Source organism: Paenibacillus sp. ISL-20 (assembly GCF_018613005.1).
Taxonomy (GTDB): Bacteria; Bacillota; Bacilli; order Paenibacillales; family Paenibacillaceae; genus Paenibacillus_AQ.
This window is the reverse complement of record NZ_JAGGRD010000070.1, coordinates 14,568-30,513: the sequence shown is the minus strand read 5'-3', so window position 1 is coordinate 30,513 and position 15,946 is coordinate 14,568. Positions and strand designations below refer to the sequence as shown.

Genomic DNA, 15,946 nt, shown 5'->3' with positions numbered 1-15,946 from the left:
TTTGATCAAGACGGTTCATGTAAGCCATGTGGGACGCGTTCGTCCTGTTAATGAAGATTCGGTATTTGTTAGCACACTGGAGCATGGCTATACCTTGGGTGTGGTTGCTGACGGTATGGGAGGTCACCTTGCGGGTGATACCGCCAGCAGGCTTGCGGTAGATACCGTAGCCGAGGATTTGTCCTCTTTGGAACAGGACATGTCCATGGAAAGTATTCGGGCTGCGCTTGGTGATGCCATATTGCATGCCAATGCCGTTATCTATCGTGAAGCCTCGGCTGATGAGCGGCTTCACAATATGGGCACGACGATTGTAGCGGTGCTGCTGCGAGGTTCCGAAGGTTATATCGGACATATCGGGGATAGCAGGGCTTACAAAGTCGTTCCCGGACAAGTGATTCGACTCACAGATGATCACACATTGGTCAATGAGCTTTTTAAGAGTGGTCAGATTACGGAAGATCAACTGGAAACCCATCCCCGGAAAAATGTATTAAGCCGGGCACTTGGAACGGATGTGGATGTGACGGTTGAGCTAACACCGGTTACGATCGGAGAAGGCGAAGTGCTGCTGCTCTGCAGTGACGGGCTCAGCAACCGGGTCAGCCGCGAGCTGATCGGACAGATTTCCGGTTCACTTGACCTTCCTCTGGAAGAAAGAGCGGATCGCCTGCTTCAACTGGCACTTCTTGCTGGCGGTGAGGACAACATCACGGTCGCAATGTTTGAACATCAAGAAGAAGTTGTCGGGCAACGTATAAAGGGGTGGGATTCATGATCGGACATGAATTGGCTGGTCGTTATAAAATTATAGAACGCATCGGTGGCGGTGGCATGGCGCTGGTCTACAAGGCTCAGGATATTTTGCTGAACCGGAATGTAGCGATCAAAGTGCTGCGCCAGCAGTTTGTGCACGACGAGGAATTTATTCGCCGTTTCCGGCGTGAGGCACAATCAGCGGCTTCGTTGTCGCATTCCAACGTGGTCAGCATCTATGATGTGGGCCAAGAGGAAGAAGTGCATTACATCGTCATGGAATATATCGAAGGTCAGAATTTGAATGAAATTATAAAAGAACGGGCACCGCTGCAGGTGGAAGAAGCTGTACGGATTGCTATCCAGATCTGCGATGCACTGGGGCACGCCCATCATAACCAGATCATTCACCGGGATATTAAACCGCATAATATTCTGATTGGCCGGAATGGGAGGGTCAAAGTAACCGATTTTGGCATTGCCAGGGCGGTCACGTCGACAACCATTACGCAGACAGGCTCTGTTGTGGGCTCTGTGCATTATTTTTCGCCGGAGCACGCCAAGGGCGTCGTTACTGGCGAAAAATCGGATTTATACTCACTTGGTATTGTGATATATCAAATGCTCACGGCCCGTCTTCCATTTCTGGGCGAGAGTCCGATTAGCGTTGCGCTGAAGCATCTCCAGGAGGAATTTGATGAGCCTAGAGAAGTGAACCCGCTCATTCCTCAAAGCGTGGAGAACATCATCCTGAAGTCCATGCGCAAAAACCCGGAGGAGCGTTACCAGTCTGCGGAAGAAATGATGGACGATCTCGAGACTTGTTTAATGCCGATGCGACTCAACGAACCGAAGATGGAGTTCGAGGACGATGCCGATTCAACCCTGGTCATGCCAGCGCTCAAGACGATGCAGCGCAGCAGCCAGCATCACCATGGCCCGGATGACGACTCGGATGACGAGGAGTTTGAGGAAAAACCGACCGGCAAGCCGAAGAAAAAATGGATCAAGCCGACCATCATCATCGGTTCGGTGCTCCTGTTCCTCGGCATCATGGCAGGTGTCGTCATGTATGTGAGCAACATGCTGGAGGTACCTGAGGTTAAGGTGCCCCCAGTTGTAGGCATGACGGAAGAGGAGGCAATTCGCACGCTTGAGGAACACGGTTTGACGGTGGATGAGGAAGTCATTCGTGAATATAAACCAAATGTCGATGAAGGCATTGTGTTTGCCCAGGACAAGGAACCAGAGACCATGCTGAGGGAGGGGGCTCCGGTTCAATTGTCGGTTGGGGATGCCAAGCCGCTTCTAAAAATGCCGGATCTAAATGGGAAGACATTTGATCAGGCGGTTAATGAGCTAAAAGCGATCGGAGTTAAGCAAATCGCCATTAAGCAGAATTCGGAGAAAAATGATGATGTACCTGAAGGCAAAATCTTTAAACAGAGTCCAGAAGTTGATACAAGTATCGACCCTGATGAGGTAGAAATCAGCGTAACGGTAAGCGAGGGCAAAAATTTGGTCCCTATGCCGGGCGTGGTTGGCTTAGAGCAGGAGAATGCCGTCAATATTTTGAAGTCAAACGGCTTTAAGATCGGGGCAATTAAAGAGAGAACCAGCTTTGAAGTGAAGAAGGGCATCGTAATAGAGCAGTGGCCGCATGAGGCCAATCAACAAGTTGCACCAGGCTCCAAAATCACATTATTCGTAAGCTCCGGCTATCCTGCAGATGCACTGGAGTACAATTACAGCGTGCCGGTATCGCCTAGCATGGAGGGACAAGAAAGCAAAATTCGGGTGGTTTTCACCGATGCGCTGGGAGAAAACCAGGAAGCTGTGAACAAGGTCATTACAACCTCGGAAATGGTACCTGTTAAGCTGCTGCTGGCTCCCGACAAGCATGCAACGGTCATGATCTTCCGTGACGGTCGCCAAGTGGATACGTACAGCGTAAGTTACAGCGATGTCAAGAATGGCACCGTGCCGCAGCCAACCTTTGAACAACCGCCTGTTGAACCTGATGTACCGGTGGACACTAATCCGGATGAAGGAAATGGCGAGGAAGGTTCAAATGAGGAAGATGATGCTGCTTACCATTGGGATAACGGGAACAATGGAAACGGCAAGGGCAAAGATAAAGATAAAGATAACCATTAGAAACAAGTTGTGAGCACACTAAATTTCAACAAGAAAGGTGAGGCCTATTATATGCTAGAGGGACTGATCGTGAAGGCACTAAGCGGATATTATTATGTCAAACCAATGCAGGATGGCAACATTATATCCGGGGAGGACCCAGCGGTTCAATGCAGAGCCCGCGGCATTTTCAAAAAAAAAGGTATCTCTCCGCTCGTTGGAGATCACGTGATGTACTCATTGACTGAAAATGGGGAAGGGACCGTGGACGAAATTCTTCCACGGTCTTCCCAATTAATTCGCCCGCCTGTCGCGAACGTCGACTTGGCGGTGCTGTTGTTTTCGGTCAAAGAACCGAATCTGAGCCTGCATCTGCTGGACAAGTTTCTGGTACATATTGAGCATGAGAGCCTTGAGGCATTGATCTGTCTGACGAAGCGGGATCTTGTGGACGCCTCCGACGGTGTACTGGAGCAGGTGAAGCGCCAGTATGAAGAGATTGGTTATGAAGTGCTGATTACCAGCTCTCTGCAAGGGATCGGGACCGAAGAGGTGAAGAAACGCCTGGCCGGTCGAATCAGTGTCTTCTCCGGTCAATCCGGTGTCGGGAAATCGTCCCTGCTGAATGCGTTGATGCCAGGCCTCTCGCTGGAGACGAGTGAAATCAGCCTGCGTCTTGGCCGCGGTCGACATACGACACGCCATGTGGAGCTGATTGAGCTTGATAACGGAGGGTATGTAGCCGATACACCCGGCTTTAGCCAGCTGGATTTTCTGGAGCTGGGTGTCGAGGAGTTATCGACCTGTTTCAGAGAATTTGCTCCTTATGCTGCGGAATGTAAATTCAGAGGCTGCAGGCATCTGCAGGAGCCGGGCTGCCGGGTGATCCAAGCCAAAGAGGATGGAATCATCCTGGCTAGCCGTTATGAACATTATGTGGAGTTTTATACAGAGATGAAAGACAAGAAGCGGAGGTACTGAATGATGATTAAAATTGCGCCATCCATATTGTCAGCGGATTTTGCGAAGCTGGGACAAGAAATTAAGGAAGCCGAGGCTGGCGGAGCCGACTGGATTCATGTGGACGTCATGGACGGACACTTTGTACCTAATATTACGCTGGGACCGCCGATCGTCGAAGCCATCAGACCCCATACGAACCTGCTGCTTGACGTACACTTGATGATTGAACAGCCTGAGCTGTATATTGCAGACTTTGTCAAGGCCGGAGCCGATCTGATCACCGTTCATGCCGAGACCTGCCCGCATCTTCATCGAGTCATCCATCTGATCAAAGAGTTTGGCGTGAAGGCCGGCGTCGCGATCAATCCGGCTACGCCAGCCCATGTCCTTCAGGAAGTGCTGCCTGACTTGGATTTGGTGCTGGTGATGACCGTGAACCCGGGGTTTGGCGGACAGGCATTTATCGAGCGGACTGTAAACAAGATCTCACAGCTGCGTAAATGGATTTCAAACTCCGACTACCCGAATATCCATATTGAAGTGGATGGCGGCATTACAGCGGAGACAGCGCCGCTTGTGGTGGAAGCGGGAGCGGATGTCCTGGTTGCGGGCAGCGCCGTATTCGGCAAGCCGGATCGCGCGGCAGCCATTGCAGTAATCCGTGACAGTGTAACATCTTGACCAGAACGTGAGCAACGGGATGCATAGGGCGCGGGGTTCCCGCATAAATATGGTTACATGAGCTGGGTTCTCATGTAGCCTTTTTTGTCTGTGTTCACATCTGTGGGCTTGGTGCATAACATAATCTAGGAAGGCATGAGAATGATGGGGAGGGTGAGACATGAAATTCTATACGTTCAAGCTGCCGAAGTTTTTGGGAGGTTTTGTGAAGGCCATCTTAAATACGTTTCACAAGAGCTGACAGCTTGTCCCGGCGTAACAAAACCTCCGCCTGGGACTGACGCCGCCTAGCCGGTTCTGGGGAAAGAGGCAAGAATACTCCGATAGATCGCGCATGGAGGACATACCGCATCTGTGTGCGGAGGTTTTTCTTGCGGTATAAGAAAGCCATAATGTGCGGGAGTTCTCCTTCGCTTTCTTATATCAAAAGAAGAGTGTCTAGCGACGTACTTATCGAGGACAGACTGCGTTCGACCGGAAGTTTTTCTTGCGATATAAGAAAGCGGAAGTTTTGCTCTTTCATTTTTCTTATATCTAAATAAAAAAAGCACCTGCTAACTGCTCAGGGTGCTTTTTGTTTAGAAGGAGAATATGTATCTAAACGCAAGAAAAACTTCCTTGTCCCGGATCGCCCACAAATGGTGCCTGGAGATTAAGAAGTTTTTCTTCATATAACACAAGATGATTATACGCGAGTCACTTTACCGGATTTCAAAGCGCGAGTGCTGACGTATACACGTTTTGGCTTGCCATCCACCAAAATGCGAACCTTTTGAACGTTGACACCCCAAGAACGCTTGTTGTGATTGTTAGCGTGAGAAACATGGTTACCACTGCTTGGTTTCTTGCCAGTTACATAACATTTGCGAGCCATTTATTACACCTCCTTGTTCCTAACCCTGCATGAAACAATACTTAAATATAATATCACAGTAAAAATTGCTCCGTCAACTGTCTTAAAAACATTTATTTCTCTTTGCCATTATAGTACAATGTTGATTAGTCCATAATATTTCCGAAGAAATAGTTCGTGGGCTTGTCGGTATGGCTCTCAAAAGGCTTGGGAACCGCCGGAAAGCGTAGAGGACGAGAGGATAGCCCATCATAGATTTATGATCCATTAATCATGGTAAGTCTTTTATTTACTGCTTGGGCATTTCGTCAGCTATAAGCTATGAAATAGATATGAAATTTACAACAAGAAGTGTTATGGGTATCAAGCCAGGAAGGGGAATTCTCATTGAGTAAGCGTTCTTTGAATGGAACAGAATTTACCGCGATGGTCCTAGCCGGAGCGGAGCAGCTGCAGCAGCATGCAGAACACGTCAATTCCCTGAATGTATTCCCGGTGCCGGACGGCGACACGGGGACCAACATGAATTTGACGATGACTGCAGGTGTGGCAGAACTGAAGAGTAAGTACTCGGAGTCCGTCGGGCATAGTGCCGGTGTGCTGTCCAAGGGGCTTCTGATGGGAGCCAGAGGGAACTCGGGGGTTATTCTGTCCCAGCTGTTCCGTGGTTTCAGCCGATATGCTGCGCCTTATACAGAACTAAATTCTCATCAATTCGCCGCAGCACTGCAGACAGGCGTAGAAGCTGCGTATAAAGCTGTCGTGAAGCCTGTTGAAGGTACCATCCTTACCGTAGCTAAAGAAGCGGCCAAGCATGCGGTCTATTTCTCCCGCCGCAACAACGATATCGTGGAATTGATGGAGCAGGTGTTGGCCAAAGCCAAAGAAACACTGTCCCAGACGCCGGATATGCTCCCTGTTCTGAAGCAGGTTGGCGTCGTGGACTCGGGTGGCCAGGGCCTGGTTTACATTTATGAAGGTTTCTTGCAGGCGCTGAGAAAAGACGCTCCGCCCGGATCGTTTGCTGTTGCCGGAGGACAAACTGAACAGAGCAACACGGCACCGGCCTTTCAAGCAGTCCCTGACTTCTCGGCGGTGAAAGCTCCGGCTTCTGCCCAGTCCAGACTGTCCACAGAGGATATTGAATTTTTATATGACATGGAATTCTTTATTAATCGGCAGCTCGGAGAAGGAACGAACGCAGACTTTGATGAAGATAAGTTCCAGAAAGCGCTTGCAGTGAATGGTGATTCCATCATTGTCATCGCCGATGACGAGACCATCAAAGTTCATGTGCATTCCAAGGCTCCGGGCGAAGTGTTGAATTTGGCGCTAATGTATGGAGAGATCACTCAGATCCATATATTGAATATGCGCGAGCAGCACCGTGATTTGCTGACAACGGGAATGGATATCGCACCGATGCCTGAGTTATTTGCGGATATTCCGGCAGAGACCGTGACTCCGGAAGCTCCGGCTGTTCCTCCGGCAGACGAGATCGCACCGTACGGTTTCATTGCGGTATCGTCAGGGGAAGGCATCTCCGATATATTCAAAAGCCTGGGCGTTGACGTCGTTCTCTCCGGAGGACAGACAATGAACCCGAGCACCGAGGATTTTGTTAATGCGATTACTTCGATCTCGGCGCAGCAGATTTACATCCTGCCGAATAACTCCAACATCGTGCTGGCTGCCCAGCAGGCGAGAGAGCTTCTCGAAGGCGAGCGCAGCGTAACGGTTATTCCGAGCAAGACGATTCCGCAGGGGATCGCGGCAGCATTTGCTTTCGAGGAAGACGAGAATGCGGATACGAATACCGACAATATGCTGAATGCGATCACTCGTGTGCAATCAGGGCAGGTAACCTATGCCGTTCGGGACACAACGATCGATGATCTCGAGATCAAGGCTGGCCAGTTCATCGGTATTCGCAATTCCAACATCGTTGCAGCAAACGCGGATCTGATTACGACCTCCCAGGATTTGCTGAGTAAAATGCTGGAATCCGGGGATGAAATCGTGACTCTGCTTACCGGCGCGGACGCAACCGAGGAATCGACCAACACACTCACGGAGTGGCTTGGTGAGCAGTACCCTAACGCAGAGGTTGAGGTACACTACGGCGGACAGCCGATCTATTCTTATCTGTTCTCCGTGGAGTCTTAATATACAACGCTTTGACATTATGCAAGGTACATTTATAGGAGGGGTTCCGGTGAATAAGACCGTTATTGTGACAGACAGCACAGCGGATATTCCGGCAGACCTGGCGAAGCAACACAACATTCATATTGTGCCGCTGAAACTCATGTTCGGGGAAGATTCGTATTTGGACGGAGTCGAAATAACGCCGAGAGAGTTCTACAAAAAGCTGGTTGAGTCGCCACAGCTTCCGACGACCTCTCAGCCTTCACCCGCAGATTTTGCAGCTGCGTATGAGTCCATCTTGGAACAGCACCCAGGCTGCTCCATTGTGTCGATTCACATCTCATCCGGCATGAGCGGGACGTATCAGTCCGCATTGCTTGCCACCTCTATCATCGAAGGAGAAGCGGATATTACCGTGTGGGATTCCAAATCGGCCTCCTATGGTTTCGGATTATTCGTGGTCCATGCAGCGAAGCTCGCACAAGAAGGAGCCTCTGTTTCTGATATTATTTCGTCACTCGAAGAGCTCCGTTCCAAGCGGCGTCTCTACTTCCTGGTAGACACGCTGGAATATTTGCAGAAGGGCGGACGGATCGGTAAGGCTTCGGCTGTGCTGGGCACGCTGCTTAACATTAAGCCGATCTTGTCCATTGATGGCGAAGGAATCATATTTCCGGTAGACAAGGTCCGCGGTCGCAAGAAAGCGACAGTGAAAATCATTGAACTGTTTCAACAGGATCTATCCGGTGTGAAAAATATTAAAGTGGCTGTGGGTCATACAGCTGACCCTGCTCAGGTTGAGGATTTTCTGCAGCAGCTGTCCGCTGTGTTTACGATTGAGGAAACCGTATTTTCCGAGATCGGTCCGGTTGTCGGTACGCACGTTGGACCGGGAACCATTGCAGCATATATATGGCCTGCTTAAGTGAGGTAGATGATATGAGTCTCAAACTCGATCAAATATCCGTCAGACAGATCAACGGCGTGAGCGCTCTGAAAGAGGGGGAGCTTCACGCCTTTGGCGTCTCTACGGTCAAGGATCTTTTGGAGTATTACCCCTTCCGGTATGAGGATTACCGGCTCCGTTCCCTAAGTGAAGTCAAGGACGGGGACAAAATCACCATTCAAGCCAAGATAGCCAGCGTACCGGTACTGCAGCGCTATGGGCGTAAATCCCGTCTCACCTGCAAAATGCTGGCCGAAAACTGGATGTTCACCGCGACCTGGTTTAACCGGCATTTTCTGAAGGACCAGCTTACAGCTGGCCGGGAGATCGTGCTGACAGGCAAGTGGGATCAGCGCAGAATGCAGCTTACGGTGTCCGAATCCGAATTCCCGGATAAGGGAGCCTTCCGCAGCGGGACGCTGCAGCCGGTGTATTCCATCGGCGGTAAGATCACGCAATCGTGGATCCGAAAAACAATGGGGCAGGCATTGGAGCAATACGGGGAGATGATCCCCGAGATTTTGCCGCAATCCCTGCTCAGGAAATATGATCTGATGCCCCGTAAAGCGGCAATCATGACGATCCATCAGCCCGTCGACTCCCGGGAAGGTCAGGAAGGGCGGCGCCGGATGGTGTATGAGGAGCTCTTCTTGTTCCAGTTGAAAATGCAGGCGTTCCGCGCGCTGAACCGGAGTCGGATGGACGGTGTTGTACATACGACTGACAATGCAACGATCCGGGAGTTCGTGCGCAGCTTCCCTTTTGAGCTCACTGATGCGCAGAAGAAGGTGGAGCTAGAGATTTTGCATGATATGCGCTCCCCTTACTGCATGAACCGTTTGCTTCAAGGGGATGTCGGCTCGGGAAAAACGATTGTTGCCGCCGTCGCTCTGTTTACAACAGTGCGCTCAGGTTTTCAAGGGGCTTTGATGGTACCGACAGAGATTCTCGCCGAACAGCATATGCGTTCGCTGCAGAAGCTGTTTGAGCCCTTTGGCATTACCGTTGGCCTGTTGACAGGCAGTGTCACGGGGAAGAAGCGCAAAGACCTGCTGGCTTCCTTACAGATGGGGTTGACAGACGTTGTCGTGGGCACCCATGCTCTCATTCAGGATGATGTATACTTCCGGGAGCTGGGACTCGTCGTGACGGACGAACAGCACCGTTTTGGCGTGAATCAGCGAAGCGTACTCCGCCGTAAAGGCTATAACCCGGATGTGCTCACGATGACGGCGACGCCGATTCCACGGACGCTGGCCATTACCGCTTTCGGGGATATGGATGTATCCACGCTGTCGGAGCGTCCGAAAGGTCGTATTCCCATTACGACCTATTGGGTCAAACATGAACTCATGGACCGTGTGCTCGGATTTATTTCCCGGGAAGTAAATCAAGGACGTCAGGCTTATCTGATTGCTCCTTTGATTGAAGAATCGGACAAGCTGGACGTTCAGAATGCGATTGATTTGCATGTCCAGATGCAGCAGGCCTTTCCTACGTATGCTGTGGGGCTGCTGCACGGCCGTATGACGCCTGCCGAGAAGGATGAGGTTATGCGTCAATTCTACAGCAATGAGGTCCAGCTGCTGATTTCCACGACGGTTGTTGAGGTTGGCGTCGATGTGCCGAATGCCACATTGATGATCATAATGGACGCCGATCGCTTCGGTCTGTCCCAACTGCACCAGCTGCGGGGCCGCGTAGGCCGTGGGCAGCATGCATCCTACTGTGTTCTTGTGGCCGATCCGAAATCGGAAGTGGGTCAGGAGCGGATGCAGGTCATGACCGAAACCGAGGACGGCTTCGAGGTATCCCGGAGGGATTTGGAGCTTCGGGGACCTGGCGACTTTTTCGGTACGAAGCAGAGCGGACTGCCGGAGTTCCGGCTGGCCGACATGGTCGCCGATTTCAAAGTAGTGGAAGAGGCCAGGGGCGATGCAGCGGCTCTTGTCAGCGACAGTTCCTTCTGGACGTCTCCTGAATTTGAGCCATTGCGAGACTTTTTGCAGCGGGAGAAGATCTTCCAGGGCGATATCATGGACTAATAACATGAATCTGTTAGCACAATGGACAGACCTTCGTCATATACTCAAAAAAGGTAGCAGCATTTATGACTGGAGGTGCTTTAACATTGAGTTATCAGCAGTACGGGATTAGTCCGCAGCTGGTAGAACGAATCAAGCAAAAAATGAAAAACCCGGCAGTCAAGGAAAGAATCAAAGGGCTGACGCAGGGTTTAACCAAGGCAGATCTTCAAAATAGCGCAAAAGTGCATCAAATGATCCGGACGGCCAGCGGCATCTTGAATGAAAAGCTGAGCTCCACGCAGGAGCAGCAAATGGTTCAGTTTGTGCTTGCACAGCGCATCGATCCGAACAACACCTTCCATTTGATCAAGCTGTGGGGGATGTTTCGATAATAATTGGATGACATCAAGGAATTACTTTGCATAGAAGAAGCCCCTCTCGGGAGTGTTTTCTCCTTATGAGCAGGGGCTTTTGATTTCGCGTATGCAGGGATGCAACCTTCCTGGCGGACTCCCGTAAAAGAAATCCCTTGTTTTGTGGTCAACGGATTTAGCTGCCTGTAATAGAACGGATGCAATCTTCCGTGTCATTTTTAACGGAATTTACGGTTGTGCTAACCGGAATGGCTTGCATGTCCACCGCGGGGTAAGGCCTCAGAAGCTCTTTGAGGGCTTGCAGGAGGGAGGGGCTACCTTCATGGGTATGGGAAGACGTCTGCCGTTCAAGCCATAACGCTTCGTCTGCGGGTCTCAGAATGACCGGCATCCGGTTATGGATCGGCGCCATGAGTTGATTGGGTTCGGTTGTAATGACGGTGCAGGTGCTAAGCTTATCTCCGCTTGGGGTAATCCAGGTATCGTAAAGACCTGCCATGCTGAATACTTCGCCGTTCTTCAAGCTGATGCGAAAGGGCTGCTTGCCATTGCCGTTTTTTTGCCATTCGTAAAAACCGTCTGCAGGAATTAGGCATCTTTTCCGATAAAAGGGCATCCTATAGGCAGGCTTGGCTTCCAGCGTTTCACTACGCGCATTGATCATTTTGGCTCCGGCCGAGGCATCCTTGGCCCAGGATGGGACAAGCCCCCATTGCAGCTGACCGATCCGATTGGTGCTGCCGTCGTTGATAATAGCCGTGACCATCTGCGTAGGCGCGATGTTGTACCGGGGAATATGAAAGGGAGAGACCGATTCGGGATCGATGAGATACCTGGTCATCAGTTCTTCCCAAGTGACCGTGAGTGTAAAGCGTCCGCACATCGTTTCAAGCCTCCTGTCATTTGCTGTCGCTAAGATTTGAATATAGCGTCTAATTAAGACTTTTATCGAGTTCAGAAATAAATTGCTACGTAGAGATTTACAGTACATTTGTGTTTGAGTATATCAAATATAACGTAACTAACCAAAAGGGCCTAGCGAATAGTCAGGCCTAGCATCATGAATGGAGGATTTTTTGTGTTTGATTTAAAAGCAAACGGTACCTCGGTTAAGACAGAAGTTGTTGCCGGGGCCACGACGTTTTTCACGATGGCGTATGTGACTGTTGTGAATCCGCTGATTCTGTCGCAAGCGGGTGTTCCTTTTGAGCAGAGCTTCACGGCTACTATTATTGCCGCTGTGATTGGTACACTGCTGATGGGGCTCGTAGCCCGTTATCCGATCGCTGTAGCACCGGGGATGGGCTTGAATGCCTACTTCACCTATTCCGTCGTTCAGGGACATGCCGGACTTGGGTATATTGAAGCTTTCTCAGCCGTTTTTATAGCCGGTATTCTGTTTCTGGTATTATCGATGACTTCCCTGCGGCGCAGGCTGATTGAGATGATCCCGGCCAATTTGAAACATGCGATCACGGTCGGAATCGGCTTGTTTATTGCTTTTATCGGATTGCGGATGAGCGGCATCATTACAGCGCATCCGGACAATCTGGTAGCGCTCGGTGATCTGCACCAGCCATCGGTTGTGCTCGCCTTGGTAGGACTTGCGGTTACGCTTGTGCTGCTGTCGCGCGATGTGAAGGGTGCCTTGTTTATCGGAATGATTATTACCGGGATTATCGCTTATTTTGCCGATATGCTGTCTTTTACGAACGGGATTATGTCGCTTCCCACGCTGCCGGAAGGCATTCTGGTATGGAACCCGATTACCGCTGCCTCGGATGTGATCAGTCATGGACTCTATGCCGTTGTGTTTTCGTTCCTCCTGGTGACACTGTTTGATACCACAGGTACGGTAGTTGGTGTGGCAGAACAGGCAGGGCTTATGAAGGATAACAAGCTGCCTCGTGCGGATCGTGCCATGTTCTCCGATTCGGTGGCAACTGTGGCCGGATCTATGGTCGGTACAAGCCCGACCACCGCTTATGTTGAATCTGCAGCCGGTGTTGGCGCAGGCGGTCGGACAGGATTAACGGCGGTCGTCGTTGCCGCATTGTTTGTGGTTGCTGCCTTCTTCAGCCCGCTGATCGGCGCGGTTTCCGGGTTATCCGCCATCACCGCACCTTCGCTCATCGTAGTGGGGTGCCTGATGTTAAGCAACGTTCAGCACATCCGGTGGAATGATTTTGATGAAGCGTTCCCCGCGTTTCTCGTGATCTTGACCATGCCGCTTACGTCCAGCATCGCGACCGGGATTGCGCTAGGTTTTATTTCATATCCGCTGATGAAAATCGTGAAGGGCAAGTGGAAGGCGGTTCACCCGCTGATGTATATTTTTGCTGTGCTGTTCGTACTGCAGCTTGTCTTTGTCCCGCATTGATTCAGGGGCATTAGAAGCATGACAATCCCCTGCCAAGGTCTAAGCAGACCCGGCAGGGATTTTTGGCATGCCGATAAACCCTCGTATGAGCTTGAACATTGTTTGTGACGGATCGAGAAAATGCTGCAACGGCTCCTGGTTGTTAATTCTTGTCCGGTTAAAGGGCCATGCCTTCTTATGGCCGTGCAGATGCACAGAGCTTAGCGAGTTCGGCTCCATACGTCCGCGTACCTCGTGACGAGGCCGTGCTCGTCAACCTCCAGATCCGCTTGATAGGCCCCATGGTTACTCTCATAACGGTAGGTGTACTCGCCCGTACGCGTGTATTGTTGGGGAAGCGGGGCGATGGTTAGACTCGGGAACTGAATCCAGACTGCCGTCATGGACGCACTCTCCCCAGGCTCCAGCTTCAAGCGCCGGATCGGCAGCGTGTTGGTGGATGGGGTAATCCCGAGATCAATGTCGTTCATTCCGGCAAATGCCGTGAGCTCGGTATCGCCGCTCCACCAGCAGCCGTCGTCATCCCGCTCCAGGTGAAGGGACCGTTCCTCCGTGCCGCTTGTGAGCTTAATCTTTACCCTCCGGGTCTGCCAGCTGCTGGTGGTTTCAACCTCATAGGAGCAGTGGAGCTGCCGACCTTCCAGGCTGGCTACGACCGTTCCGGTGAGCGTAAACCCTTCATGATGCTGATAGAGCCGTCCATGCTCCAGGGAAGGAAGATCGTGCCTGTTCCATAGCAGCGATTGCAGAAGCTGACCAGCGCTTGTGGTCTTTTGTCCGAGGGGCTGCATGTCTGCTTCAGCATGGATATGGTTGTTCAAAGTGAGATCACGTCCTTTGTCAAACAAGAGTATGAGTAGATGCTACACCTCTATATTATATAACGAACATATGTTTGTTATAAAGCGATAAATACCGTGTGTGATAACCGAAGATAAATCGGGGACTTCCACACAAGAAGCTTATTCCATATATGGACGCAAAATCGTTTGTGAAGTAATATGTAAGGATCGTATACTAATCCGGCAGTATTTTTCATTAAGAGTAGGGGTGCAGCGGTCATAAACATACCTAAACAACGCATCAAAATCAGTCTAGCCATGCTCATGCCTGCGCTGGTTTCCTTATCCATTCTCATGACGATGTCGATTATGATCTACATTCAGTATAAAAATGAGAAACGATCCCTATACAACAATACCATGTCACTTAATTTATCCTCCGCACAAAAAATGGCAGTTACCATTGAAGCGCTTTTCTCGGGGATGCGCCAAAGTCTTCGCGCCTCTGCCAACAATCCGGCAATTGAGGCTAGTGCGACATCCGATGAGAGAGAGTTGCAGGTCATTTTTGATCTTATGCTTCAGAGCAGCCCTTATTTCAACTCCGTATTTTGGGCCGATCAAACGGGTACTATTCGCGTGGTTTCTCCTGTGGGAAACAATTTGAATCAGGCCCGATTAAAAACGGTGGGGACCACGGAGGCGCTAAAGGAGAGAAAGTCCTATATATCGACACCGTATAGAAGCCCTACCGGCCGCTGGATTGTTCTTGCGAGCGAGCCGATTTTTGACAGCGCCGGCAAGTATCACGGGATGATTGCCGGCACGATCTACTTGGAAGAAAATAATATATTGCATCGGATTTTCGGAAGCGGCGCGGGGAATATCGAAGACTCATACTCATATATCGTTGATTCTGAAGGTAAGCTGCTCTATCATCTGGATAAAAGCCGGGTAGGGGAGGACGTAAGCTCTAATGTCGTGGTGCAGCGGCTCATGAGCGGTGAGAGCGGCATGCAACGTGTCATGAATACTCAAGGTGAAGATTATTTGACGGGTTACGCCAGCGTTTCAATGAATGGGTGGGGGATTGTCATGCAGACATCGGTTAGTTCCATTCTGGCCGATGTCAATCGCAACTTGCATGACCAGCTGAGAAGTATGCTTTTTCCGATCGTGATCATGCTGGTCATTGCCGCATATATGGCTGCAAGGATTGCCGCTCCATTTACCCAGCTGTATAAATTAACAAAAGCGGTAGCAGCCGGCGAAATGGTGTCTCCCGAGGAATTCCAGCCGCATTGGAATCGGGAAGCTGATCAATTGAACCAGATTATGGGTGCAGCTGCCGAAACGCTTGCCAAACAAGCCTATTCGTTACAGCAGGAAGCCAGCACGGATCCATTAACAGGGCTGACCAATCGCAGAGAACTGGAACGCTGCCTTGATTCGTGGGATTTGCTTGGAGATTCGTATGCCGTTTTAATGCTGGACATTGACCATTTTAAGAACGTTAACGATACATATGGCCACCAAACCGGCGACCAAGTCCTGAAACTGGTAGCGGCGGTCATGAGCGATTGTGTTCCTGCGGGTGCAGTCTGCTCCCGTTTTGGCGGGGAGGAGTTTGTCATTCTTCTTCGCAAGCATCGTATGGATGAAGCCTATCGTATAGCTGAGCGAATTCGCAACGCGATTCTGAATTCCAAAACACCTTATTCCCTAATACTTACCGTATCGATCGGCGTATCCTTATATCCTGAACATGGCAGAAACCGCGAAGGTGTATTCCAGGCAGCGGATATGGCGTTATACCGGGCGAAGGCCGAAGGACGTAATCGGACAATTACGGCAGAGCTATCGGCGTAATAGTACAAGCCATCGGAGATTACCGAGTTAA

At 50.6% G+C, this 15,946-nt stretch carries 14 protein-coding genes; 11 read left to right on the top strand and 3 right to left on the bottom strand.

Annotation, left to right across the window (positions count from 1 at the left end; translation table 11 throughout):
- Position 1 precedes the first annotated feature (1 nt).
- From J7E85_RS31910 to spoVM, 5 genes are all read left to right on the top strand, one after another.
- A complete protein-coding gene (locus J7E85_RS31910) occupies positions 2 to 778 on the top strand; it encodes a Stp1/IreP family PP2C-type Ser/Thr phosphatase (RefSeq protein WP_076320735.1) in 777 nt (258 codons plus the stop codon).
- Positions 775 to 2,913, top strand: a complete 2,139-nt coding sequence (gene pknB, locus J7E85_RS31905; RefSeq protein WP_215164009.1) for a Stk1 family PASTA domain-containing Ser/Thr kinase — start codon at positions 775 to 777, stop codon at positions 2,911 to 2,913. Before J7E85_RS31910 ends, pknB begins: the two co-directional genes overlap by 4 nt.
- Before the next feature lie 51 nt (positions 2,914 to 2,964).
- Entirely contained in the window at positions 2,965 to 3,873 is a 909-nt protein-coding gene (gene rsgA / locus J7E85_RS31900; RefSeq protein ID WP_215164008.1) for a ribosome small subunit-dependent GTPase A, read from the top strand.
- A gap of 3 nt (positions 3,874 to 3,876) precedes the next feature.
- Positions 3,877 to 4,536: a ribulose-phosphate 3-epimerase gene (gene rpe, locus J7E85_RS31895; RefSeq protein WP_215164065.1), complete on the top strand. Its 660-nt coding sequence runs from the start codon at positions 3,877 to 3,879 to the stop codon at positions 4,534 to 4,536.
- Between the two features lie 160 nt (positions 4,537 to 4,696).
- A complete protein-coding gene (gene spoVM / locus J7E85_RS31890) occupies positions 4,697 to 4,777 on the top strand; it encodes a stage V sporulation protein SpoVM (RefSeq protein ID WP_034273235.1) in 81 nt (26 codons plus the stop codon).
- A gap of 444 nt (positions 4,778 to 5,221) precedes the next feature.
- On the opposite strand, the gene rpmB is transcribed toward spoVM, so the two are convergent.
- A complete protein-coding gene (gene rpmB / locus J7E85_RS31885; protein WP_006209230.1) occupies positions 5,222 to 5,410 on the bottom strand; it encodes a 50S ribosomal protein L28 in 189 nt (62 codons plus the stop codon).
- Positions 5,411 to 5,776: 366 nt separating this feature from the next.
- On the opposite strand from rpmB, the gene J7E85_RS31880 reads away from it, so the two are divergent.
- The 4 genes from J7E85_RS31880 to J7E85_RS31865 all read left to right on the top strand — a co-directional run bounded on the left by J7E85_RS31880 (position 5,777) and on the right by J7E85_RS31865 (position 10,902).
- Entirely contained in the window at positions 5,777 to 7,555 is a 1,779-nt protein-coding gene (locus tag J7E85_RS31880; protein ID WP_215164007.1) for a DAK2 domain-containing protein, read from the top strand.
- A 49-nt stretch (positions 7,556 to 7,604) separates the two neighbouring features.
- Positions 7,605 to 8,462 carry a DegV family protein gene (locus J7E85_RS31875; protein WP_215164006.1) on the top strand — a complete coding sequence of 286 codons (858 nt, stop codon included), beginning with the start codon at positions 7,605 to 7,607 and terminating at the stop codon, positions 8,460 to 8,462.
- Between the two features lie 14 nt (positions 8,463 to 8,476).
- Positions 8,477 to 10,528, top strand: coding sequence for an ATP-dependent DNA helicase RecG (recG, locus tag J7E85_RS31870; RefSeq protein WP_215164005.1), 2,052 nt, complete (start codon positions 8,477 to 8,479; stop codon positions 10,526 to 10,528).
- Between the two features lie 86 nt (positions 10,529 to 10,614).
- Positions 10,615 to 10,902: a stage VI sporulation protein F gene (locus J7E85_RS31865; protein ID WP_215164004.1), complete on the top strand. Its 288-nt coding sequence runs from the start codon at positions 10,615 to 10,617 to the stop codon at positions 10,900 to 10,902.
- A 157-nt stretch (positions 10,903 to 11,059) separates the two neighbouring features.
- Here the strand turns inward: J7E85_RS31865 and J7E85_RS31860 are convergent, their stop codons facing one another.
- Entirely contained in the window at positions 11,060 to 11,767 is a 708-nt protein-coding gene (locus tag J7E85_RS31860) for an SOS response-associated peptidase (RefSeq protein WP_215164003.1), read from the bottom strand.
- Positions 11,768 to 11,962: 195 nt separating this feature from the next.
- Between J7E85_RS31860 and J7E85_RS31855 the strand changes: the two genes are divergently transcribed.
- Positions 11,963 to 13,264 carry an NCS2 family permease gene (locus J7E85_RS31855; protein ID WP_076320743.1) on the top strand — a complete coding sequence of 434 codons (1,302 nt, stop codon included), beginning with the start codon at positions 11,963 to 11,965 and terminating at the stop codon, positions 13,262 to 13,264.
- Positions 13,265 to 13,464: 200 nt separating this feature from the next.
- Here J7E85_RS31855 and J7E85_RS31850 read toward each other — a convergent pair whose 3' ends face one another.
- Positions 13,465 to 14,112, bottom strand: a complete 648-nt coding sequence (locus J7E85_RS31850) for a putative glycolipid-binding domain-containing protein (protein WP_251036196.1) — start codon at positions 14,110 to 14,112, stop codon at positions 13,465 to 13,467.
- A 258-nt stretch (positions 14,113 to 14,370) separates the two neighbouring features.
- On the opposite strand from J7E85_RS31850, the gene J7E85_RS31845 reads away from it, so the two are divergent.
- Positions 14,371 to 15,915, top strand: a complete 1,545-nt coding sequence (locus J7E85_RS31845) for a sensor domain-containing diguanylate cyclase (protein WP_251036195.1) — start codon at positions 14,371 to 14,373, stop codon at positions 15,913 to 15,915.
- Positions 15,916 to 15,946: the final 31 nt, after the last annotated feature.